The 9,313-nt window shown below is 42.6% G+C and carries 9 protein-coding genes and 2 pseudogenes; all 11 read left to right on the top strand.

Annotation, left to right across the window (positions count from 1 at the left end):
• Positions 1–68: 68 nt before the first annotated feature.
• The 11 genes and pseudogenes from ACFFAP_RS31425 to ACFFAP_RS31375 all read left to right on the top strand — a co-directional run bounded on the left by ACFFAP_RS31425 (position 69) and on the right by ACFFAP_RS31375 (position 9,302).
• A complete protein-coding gene (locus ACFFAP_RS31425) occupies positions 69–1,166 on the top strand; it encodes a hypothetical protein (protein WP_375514882.1) in 1,098 nt (365 codons plus the stop codon).
• Entirely contained in the window at positions 1,159–2,706 is a 1,548-nt protein-coding gene (locus ACFFAP_RS31420; RefSeq protein WP_375514881.1) for an acyl-CoA reductase, read from the top strand. The genes ACFFAP_RS31425 and ACFFAP_RS31420 overlap by 8 nt, the downstream gene beginning before the upstream one ends.
• A gap of 86 nt (positions 2,707–2,792) precedes the next feature.
• Complete coding sequence (locus tag ACFFAP_RS31415) at positions 2,793–4,211, top strand: cytochrome P450 (RefSeq protein ID WP_375514880.1); 1,419 nt, start codon at positions 2,793–2,795, stop codon at positions 4,209–4,211.
• A gap of 350 nt (positions 4,212–4,561) precedes the next feature.
• Positions 4,562–5,510 (top strand): annotated as a pseudogene (locus ACFFAP_RS31410) (IS630 family transposase); the annotation flags it as partial.
• A 29-nt stretch (positions 5,511–5,539) separates the two neighbouring features.
• Entirely contained in the window at positions 5,540–5,902 is a 363-nt protein-coding gene (locus tag ACFFAP_RS31405; RefSeq protein WP_375514879.1) for a hypothetical protein, read from the top strand.
• 22 nt (positions 5,903–5,924) lie between these two features.
• Positions 5,925–6,332, top strand: a complete 408-nt coding sequence (locus ACFFAP_RS31400; RefSeq protein WP_375514878.1) for a hypothetical protein — start codon at positions 5,925–5,927, stop codon at positions 6,330–6,332.
• Positions 6,333–6,789: 457 nt separating this feature from the next.
• Positions 6,790–7,882: pseudogene (locus ACFFAP_RS31395) on the top strand (ISLre2 family transposase); the annotation flags it as partial.
• Positions 7,883–8,330: 448 nt separating this feature from the next.
• On the top strand, positions 8,331–8,447 hold the full coding sequence (locus ACFFAP_RS31390) for a hypothetical protein (RefSeq protein ID WP_375514877.1): 117 nt from the start codon (positions 8,331–8,333) through the stop codon (positions 8,445–8,447).
• Between the two features lie 34 nt (positions 8,448–8,481).
• On the top strand, positions 8,482–8,724 hold the full coding sequence (locus tag ACFFAP_RS31385; protein ID WP_375514876.1) for a hypothetical protein: 243 nt from the start codon (positions 8,482–8,484) through the stop codon (positions 8,722–8,724).
• Positions 8,666–9,025 (top strand): hypothetical protein, encoded by a 360-nt coding sequence (locus ACFFAP_RS31380; RefSeq protein ID WP_375514875.1) that lies wholly within the window; start codon positions 8,666–8,668, stop codon positions 9,023–9,025. Before ACFFAP_RS31385 ends, ACFFAP_RS31380 begins: the two co-directional genes overlap by 59 nt.
• Complete coding sequence (locus tag ACFFAP_RS31375) at positions 9,009–9,302, top strand: hypothetical protein (RefSeq protein ID WP_375514874.1); 294 nt, start codon at positions 9,009–9,011, stop codon at positions 9,300–9,302. Before ACFFAP_RS31380 ends, ACFFAP_RS31375 begins: the two co-directional genes overlap by 17 nt.
• Positions 9,303–9,313 lie beyond the last annotated feature (11 nt).

The following is a 9,313-nucleotide window of genomic DNA, read 5'->3' as shown; positions in this document are numbered from 1 at the left end:
TCTCCGTATTTACTTATCTTCACATAGTTTGGTTTTTTCGCGCCGACTTACTTAACTAGGTGTTAGTTATGGAAAACTCCAAGCCCTATAGTTATAACGACACGTTCGTCAAAAATCTCATTGATGATATTGGTAGTCTCATATTGGGAGATTCTTCTCTGCGCGTATCTGTGCATGAAAAGCTTCTAGAACTTGCTGCAGCAAATTCTCCTCAGTTAAACCAGTACTGGAACAAAACTTCTTGGGGATTCGGGATACCTGACCAGGCATTTAAAGAAAAATCTCCTTACTTGTTTCCGATGGACACTGTTGTCAAGACGTTTCGGACAAGTGGAACTACAGGTCAGACACGAGGCAGTGCAAGTTATTCGCAACATGGTATCGAGCTGATAAAACAGTCGATTTGTCACAGTGCAGCTAGGCATCTGATAAAATATCTTCAGTCTCCAGTCATTGTCCGGCTTGTGCCTCCAGAAGAAGTAGCACCAGAAATGGTCATGGCTTTTGGCATGGAGTTGATTGCAAAAACATTCGGTCATCCAAAACTGAGTACATCGGTAGTATCGTCCAATGGTTTTGATTTGCAGTTACTGCAAAAGGTGCTAGATGCTGCGGTATTAGATAATCTTCCGATTATCCTACTGGGAGGGTCGTCAGCATTTGTTAACTTGTGTGTTCTTTTGAAGCAGCAAAATCTCCGGTGGCAATTACCTGCGGGTTCTCAGGTTGTGGATGCTGGTGGTTTTAAAAGTCGCGCCGGTGAAATCAAGGTGGAAGACATGAGGACTATGGTCTCAAAAACTTTTGGAGTGCCGATACAAGCCTTCAAAAATATTTTTGGAATGACCGAGTTGGCAAGTCAATTATATGACGCAGTAGATAGTGCAGTTGGTCCCCTTGGGGAATGCCCTAAAGGTAATGAAACTTTTGTTGAATGCTATGTACGAAGTCCATTAACTATGAAGCGCGGCGAAAATACTATGGGAATGCTCGAGGTCGTCGATCTTTGTATCATTGACCGACCATGTACAGTACTGACGGGGGATTTAGGCATCGCTACTGCTGAAGGTGTTGCTATCGTCGGTCGTGTTGCACGCGGTCAAAGTCGTGGCTGTTCTCTGGCATTGGATGAAGTAACTATACAACAAGGAGCGATCAATGAATAAGCCTCTGTGTATATCCTGGACACCATCTTGGGTCAATCAAGAGAAATTGCAGCAATACGTATTTAAGCGCGCAGAATCGACGACTGATTGGTCTCATGGGGAACAATCCTGGTATTGTATGCGTCCTCAGCCCGATTCTTGGGGCGAAATCGTGGCTGGTTTGCGAGAAGCAGCAGCCATCATTCGGCAAATGCCCATATCTGATATAATTGACGCTATCGACGCTGTTGCTCAACTCTGGTGCGATCGCGATTGGCCAACGCGGATTGCAACTCGTGAGCAAATTATACGAACAACTGGCTTTTCTCGAGAAGTTGTTGATCAAAGCTTTGATGTAGAATTAAAGAATTACCGCGCCGATAGTCTTTGGCGAGTACTACGTCGAGAACTGGGAAATCCCAAAGTATTGGACGGGTTCTGTGGAGATGCTGATTTAGACGGGTACACTTTTGGAATCGGGCCTAGCATCACCCTTGCTATCTTTACTGGTAACGTCCCTGGTCTACCTGCGCTTTCCATTGTTCGAGCATTACTTGTAAAATCGGCGGTCATTGCTAAGGTCGCTAGTGGAGAGCCTACATTTGGGGCCAGGTTTGTTCAGTCTATTTTCGATGTAGAACCACGTCTGGGAAATGCAATTTTTGTCACTTACTGGGAAAGAAATGACGAAGAGAAGCTGTCATCGGTGATAGCTCATGCGGATGCAGTCATTGCTTACGGTAGTGTTCAAGCGTGTAAAGCAATTCGGCGATCGCTGCGTGATGATCAGATTTATGTAGAGCATGGACACAAGACATCCATGGGACTCTTGTCTCGCCAGTACCTTTACCAACACGATTACTTTGATATTGCACAGCGGATCGCTATAGACGTGTCCGTGTTTAACCAGCATGCATGTATTGCACCACAAATCTACTTTATAGAGGCTGACTTTGACACCGCTCGAACCCTCGGCTCCATGATAGCTAAAGCGATGGATTCACATAATACAAAATATCCACTCGGACAACTATCCGATAGAGCCGCAGCTACATTGCAGATGCAACGGATAGTAAGTCATTGGCATGGAGCAGGGAAAGAGCAATACGAACAATGGCAGTGTACTCATCTAGATTGGACAGTCATACTTGATACCGAATTAAGACATGAAGGCAGCAGTGGTAATCGGTATATTAAGTTAATTGCGGTTAGCTCTGTTGAGTCAGCATTGGGAATGATGAGTACATACACAAGTTACTTACAAAATATTGCACTGGGAGTGATCAGCGATGAATTACCAAGTATTGCACGGAAAGTAGCGCTCCTTGGTGCATCGCGAATATGCGAACCAGGTCATATGTCAGACCCAACAATGATGTGGCGGCACGATGGACATATGTGCATAGCGGATATGCTCCGATGGTGCGATATAGAGAACTATGGAGATTTGGTAGCTCCATCTGTCAACCCAGAGGATGGTACTTTAACCGAGATACTTTCTTCGCCTCTAGCAATTCCCGCAGCTAATAATAGCTTTCTACAAGAGATTTTTGCTAACTAATCTAAGCCACTTTATTCTCGGGCGTTGTTGAATTAAACCGATTAACGCCCACCCCTTTTGTCCGTTAGATTGAAGGAAACAGAGGTATGTTGAAATTACAAGATACAAGTCGAAGCAATATCTCAATGAGATTACCTGATGGTCCGCAGACTCCTCCTGTTGTGCAGACAATACAGTGGCTGGGTCGCACTGTGGAATTAATGGATACATGTGCCCAGCGCTATGGTGAGACTTTCACATTGCGGTTGATTAATTCCAAGCCAGTGGTGTTTTTCAGCAACCCGCAGGCAATTCGGCAAATTTTTACTGCTGATCCGAAAAAATTTCAAATTGGCAAGGGGAATGAAGCATTACGCTCTTTTTTGGGGGCAACTTCAGTTGTAGTCGTTGACGGCAATCGCCATCAACGCCAACGTCAATTGTTGATGCCTCAATTTCATGGAGAACGCATGCGAGCCTATGGTGAACTGATGTGTAGTCATGCCGAGGAAGTCGCAAGTCAGTGGGTTCTAGGTCAACCGTTTTCACCCCACTTTTCTACACAAGAGATGTCTATGGGGGTAATCTTACAAGCTGTGTTTGGTCTCTATGAAGGAGAGCGATTTGAAAAACTAAAACAACTCCTCACTTCAGTGCTGGCAATTGGTGATACTGCTCTGGGCAATATCTTAGTCTTTTCTCCTTTAGTCCAATGGGATTTAGGGCCTTGGAGTCCTTGGGGACGCTTCCTTCATGAAATGCGGCAAATTGACGAAATCCTCTACGCGGAGATGCGGGAACGTCGAGCTAAACCAGACCCATCGAGAATAGACATCTTCAACATGCTGTTGTCTGCTCGTGATGAAGATGGTCAGCTCATGACAGATGTAGAAGTACGCGATGAATTGATCACGCTTTTGATAGCTGGTCATGAAACGACAGCTATATCTTTGGCATGGGCATTGTATTGCATTCACAGTGTACCAGAGGTTCAGCGTAAGCTACAGGAGGAGTTGGACACCCTTGGAGACAACCCAGACCCCAGTCAAATTATCAAACTTCCTTATCTAACAGCAGTTTGCCAAGAAACCCTGCGTCTTTACCCCGTCCTGATGGTGACTTTCCCTCGAATTGTGGAGTCACCAATCGAGATCATGGGCAACCAGTTTGAGCCAGGTACAATACTTTACCCCTGTGTTTACTTAGCTCATCGAAACGAGGACATCTACCCACAACCCACGACTTTTAGACCAGAGCGATTTCTGGAACGTCAATTTACCCCCTATGAGTATTTCCCCTTTGGTGGTGCTAACCGTCGCTGTATTGGAATGGCCTTTGCACAGTTTGAAATGAAGCTAGTACTCGCGACAATTCTGTCGCGTCTTGAACTGAAGCTTGTTGATAACTGTAGAATAAAACCTGTACGCCGCCTCATAGGCATCATGCCCTCTGCTGGCAAGTGGCTAGTCGCAACAAGTCAGCGTCATCTCAAAAAGAGTAAAATTAACCCAGCGGTGAGTCAATAGACTCGTCCAAAAATTTGCAACACAATCCAGATCAATACGGGAACAACGCGAAAAAGTGAGATCGGGGTTTAATTCTCAATTACATAGCTATATTCTCAATAAAAACAGCTATTTCACTGCAAGCGCACTATTAAGGGACTTCCAGAAAATAAAATATACAGTCAGTAGATCGAAAACTTTTGTAATTTGACGAAATAATCAGGGTTTCAGCCCACATTTTGGGGCTGATGATCGCGATCGTTTGCACTGCACTCTTAACCCACCAACAACACCTGTTCCTTGAAAAACAAACTCTAATATCATGTCCGCATAATCGCTTACGATAAAAGCAGGGAGTAAAAATATGATTTATGCCGAAACGAATCAGTATAGTCGAGCATTCAAATATTTCTGAATTAGAGCAGATCTACAAACAAGCTTTCATACGGAATAGAAAGTCGTCAGTATTAGATTATATGGTTACTAGCGCAAGGAAAGAAAACAGAGGAAGTAGAGGAAATAACGGGCTACAGCAGAACATGGATTTATGCATTAGTAAAAAAGTATAACGAGTTGGGCATCTGTGGGATTGGCGATGCCAAGAGTGAAAATCAAGGGGCAAAGGTGTTGGTAGACGATATTCACCAAGCATTGTTATGGCAGGCTTTGCAGTCAAACGCTCCCGATGGTAGATTGTGGAATGGGCGAAAAGTTGCGGATTGGTTGAGTAAAGTCACAAGGATAACGATTAGCCGACAGAGAAGATGGGAGATATTACGGCAGATGACTTTTAGGCTGCGAGTACCTCGCCCGTCTCATACGGAAAGCAACCCAGTAGAGCAAGAGTCTTGGAAAATAAAACTAGCCACAGAAGTTGAAGAGCTTCAAACCGTCTACCCGGAAGCGGAAATTCAATTGTGGTGCGAAGATGAACAGACGCTCGAAGACTCGCTAACGCTTAGGGCTTAAGCCAATTCTAAGACGAGTTTATGTACCTGAGGGAGAAACACCAATTGCCAATGTCAATTGGAGATTTAAATGGAAATGGAAAGTATGCATTCGTACATCCTAAAACAGGAGAAACAAAAGGCGTGGATTCTGCCATACGTCAATACCGAACTTTTTAATCAGGTTTTAGCAGACTTGGCGCGTGAATTTGAATTAGGTGCTAAAAAACACATTCTTCTAGCTGTTGACCGAGCTGGGTGGCATATTAGCCATGATTTAAAAATTCCATTCGGGTTACATTTAACACTTTTGCCCTCTCATTCACCCGAATTACAACCCGCACAAAGATTGTGGACTTTGGTTGATGAGCCGAAGCCTTTCATTGGGTAAATCGTGAAAAGTTGACCCCCGAAGAACAAAGCGATCGCTTGCATTTGGAGCGTCAAGTAGAACGGGCATTTTTGGAAGCAGGTCAGGCGCTTATGGAGTTGAGGGACAGACGGCTGTACCGTTTCACGCACCGTACTTTTGAGGAGTATTGCCGCGAACGCTTCAATTATAGTCGTGATGCGGCGTACTTGAAGATTTCGGCTACTGTCGTTTATGAGAATCTTCAAAAGTTTTTGCCGACCATTGGTCGGCAAATTCCAATGCCGACCAACGAACGACAATTGCGCTTTTTGGTGAAAGCCGAGTTGGAACCTGCTGTGCAAGCGGATGTATGGCAGCAGGCAGTAGAGCAAGCTGGCAATAAGATTCCCTAGCGAGCGCATAGTGAAAGATGTTGTGGATAGGATACGTGAAAGGACGAAAGTACCCAATCCTTACCATATTGGTGAAATATGCATTTTTCTGCCAAAGGATAACCCAGACTTGAGAGGTAAAGCGGGTTATTGGGGTGTGGTAACTCATGTTGGCGAATACAGTTGTACAGTCCAGACCTGGGATGGCGAATATACCGTGAAGATTGAACACCTGAAGTTACTGGAATTGCTTGATGAAGATTGCCAATTCATGCAACAGTTATGTGTGAGGTTACGGCAGTTGCATCAAGTGGGCAGCCGTGACCCTTGTGTGGATTGGCTGTTGCAGGGATTGGAGAAACAAACCAAACCGTATTTTTCACCTTTGCAGTCAAAACTGTTGACAGCTGTCGAAAGAGAGTACAACCTTGTTTGGAAGCAGCAGAAGTGATGATACAGCTATACAGTAGTAAACAATAAACTCAATGCAACAAAGGTACAATACAACAATTCAACAATTAACCCGTTGTGATACAGTGATCGCTTATTGGTAAAATTATCCTGTGCTTTGGTATTTATAGTATGGCAAATATAAGTAGGGAATAAGGAGTGTTTGTAAAAAGTCGCCATTATTGGATAGTTGCCTTTAGACAAATAACGACTCAATCATTAAGGTGTTGAGTTAAAATATTTGTGGTTTTCGGCAAGATGGTCTGAACTGGGAGCAATGCGATTTTGTGAGGTCGGACAAAAAAAGTGCGATCGCTAATAATTCTCTTCAGTACAAAATACATTTATTACTTAGTATTGCGTAGAAATACATAATTTTTTTACCTGCTCTGTGATGACGACAAAAAAGGTAAGATTCCCTTTAAATAATGTTTTCATATAGGGAATGCCTACCTTCCATGACAAAAAATATATGTGCAACTCTTGATTTAGACAAATCAGTAAAAACTTTTGAATTGAATATTACAAAACTTTTAGAATTTTCTAATATTACAGAATGGGATGGTAAAAAGCTCAAAGAACGAGAAGAGGAAATTAGAGAACAGGCGCTGGTTTTAGCAGGTCAATGTATAGCTATTTTGTTACATAATCTTTCGATATCCTCGAAAGTCCTTGACTATTCTGTTACTAAAACACAGGGATGGGCAAATTTTTATACACAAAAGCATGGCTCCAAAAAACGACAAATAGTAACTTTTTGGTTATGTCGAAGTAACTTTAAACCTACCTTATGTACTTGAACGGAATCCGACAAGTAAACAACCTGATAATTCTTCACTCAATGAGCAGAAAATAAAGACTTCAAATCAAGGATTTTGTCCGTTTTTAAAGTGGCTAGGGATGTCTGAAGGTATTACCCCTTTAGTCTGGTCAATAATCGCCAAATATGGTGCGAGCGCTAGTTCATTTGATGCAGCACGTTCGACGTTAATAGATTGGGGAATAAATGTTAGTTTAAAACGAGTCGAACGCCTGACTTACCTTTTTGGTCAAATTGGTATTAATCTTCGCCAGTCAAAAATATTAAATCTGGAGTTGAGTAACTTATCTAATAGTAATGTTCTCAAAGACCAACGAGTTGTCATCGCTGTAGATGGTGGAAGAACTAAAATTAGGTTTAATAAAAAAGGTAGACGTAGTGACAAAACAAATCGTCATGGTTTTCTCGGTGAATGGATGGAGCCAAAGTTACTAACAATTTATGTAGTAAATGAACAAGGTAAAAAAATCAGGACATCAGCAATACCTATAACGAATGATGGCACGTATTCCGGGTATCAAGAGTTCCTAAAAATTTTAGAAATGTATTTGGTAAATTTGGGTATAAGTCAAGCCAAACAGGTATTATTAATTGCAGATGGTGCAGAATGGATATGGATACATATTCCCCCTTTATTAAAAAAGCTAAAATGCCCATCTCAAACTTATCAATTATTAGATTTTTATCACGCTGCATCACATTTAAAAGATTTTGCTGATGCTGCTTTTAGCAAATTCTGCCTCTAATTTATTTTTGCCGTAATTAATACTAAGTAGTAAAGACTTATTGGATATATTTTTGTAAATAATCGTCAAATGACTCGCTAGCAATCTTGTTGAGATATCTCATCAAGATGAGTTTTCGTGTAATTAAGTATTTTTTTTGTAAATAAAATCACTTTATCCTTAAATATAATTATTAGCGATCGCACCTTTTTTGACCGACTTCACAAAATCGCGTTGCTCCCGAAAGTAGCTAGTTCTCGGAGCGAACCCAAAAGTTTTGTTGTCTTGCTGTCAAGGATATACCTTGAGATGAGCAGCATTGCACGTAGCTCGTTTTCACACCAACAATAGACTACATTATGGCGATCGCTTCGGGCGATCGCTAGTCCGAATCAGCGAGGCGTGGTTGCAGCAGCAAGTTTAGAAAGCTCGTAAGTTTGGTATTCACTCCGCGATGCCGTCAGTAACCGCTTTTGCAAAATGTCCCGGACTGATATTCATCAGACCGAGATTCGACGTTTACCGAGAGATTTCTGCGTGCAATCCACGCTATCTTCAAACGCTATACTGACTTTGTAGAAGGGGTCGCTTTAGACGAAGCATATTTGGACGTTACTGAAAATAAGCAGAATATCACCTACGCCTCTACTATTGCAAGACATATCAAAACTGCGATTTTCCAGTCAACTCAGTTGACAGCAACCGCAGGCGTGTCAATTAACAAGTTTCTTGCAAAAATGGCATCAGGGCAGAACAAGCCCAACGGACTAACGGTGATTTTGCCAGAAGATGCGATGTCTACGACAAGCCGCAAGCGTCTACGCCTTTGTAGAGGAGCTGCCGATTGAAAAGTTTCACGGCATTGGAGAGGTGACGGCGGCGAAGATGCACTCACTCGAAATTCATACTGGGGCTGATTTGAAAGAGCGTTCGTCTCTGACGTTGCCGCAGGCATCGCTCTTGGAGCTAACACACCATTTTGGTAAAGCAGGTCATTATTACTATAAGATTGCCAGAGCAGAGGATGACCGCCCAGTTGAGCCAAATCGGGTTCGGAAATCGATTGGCGCAGAAACTTCTTTTGCACAAGATTTAAGCGATCATAGTGAAATGTTGCAGTCACTCGAACAGATTGCCCAATCTTTGTGAGCAGCGGTTAGAGCAGCACGAAACACGAGGGCATACATTAACGCTGAAGGTCAAGTTTTCTGATTATCATCAGATTACGCGCAGCAAAACAACGATTACTCCCATTAGTGAATTGGATATTATTTTTGAAATAGCTAAAGTACTATTTGAGTCCATTGACCTGGAGAATCGCAGTATCAGGTTGTTGGGAATTTCGTTGTCTAACCTTGATAACGCCAAACAGTCCCAAGCTATTCAATTGCCACTATTTCAAGATGCAGATATCACTTGGGAGTGATTGACTTAATG

The organism is uncultured Nostoc sp., from assembly GCF_964245575.1.
Classification (GTDB): Bacteria; Cyanobacteriota; Cyanobacteriia; order Cyanobacteriales; family Nostocaceae; genus Nostoc.
The sequence above is the reverse complement of the archived record's forward strand: the minus strand, read 5'-3'. Positions and strand labels throughout refer to the sequence as shown.

Bases quoted from the DNA above. Each gene is read 5' to 3' on its own strand.
- ACFFAP_RS31425 (WP_375514882.1), top strand. From the start codon at position 69: ATGGAAAACTCCAAGCCCTATAGTTATAACGACACGTTCGTCAAAAAT.
- ACFFAP_RS31390 (WP_375514877.1), top strand. From the start codon at position 8,331: ATGCCGTCAGTAACCGCTTTTGCAAAATGTCCCGGACTGATATTCATC.
- ACFFAP_RS31380 (WP_375514875.1), top strand. From the start codon at position 8,666: ATGCGATGTCTACGACAAGCCGCAAGCGTCTACGCCTTTGTAGAGGAG.
- ACFFAP_RS31415 (WP_375514880.1), top strand. From the start codon at position 2,793: ATGTTGAAATTACAAGATACAAGTCGAAGCAATATCTCAATGAGATTA.
- ACFFAP_RS31420 (WP_375514881.1), top strand. From the start codon at position 1,159: ATGAATAAGCCTCTGTGTATATCCTGGACACCATCTTGGGTCAATCAA.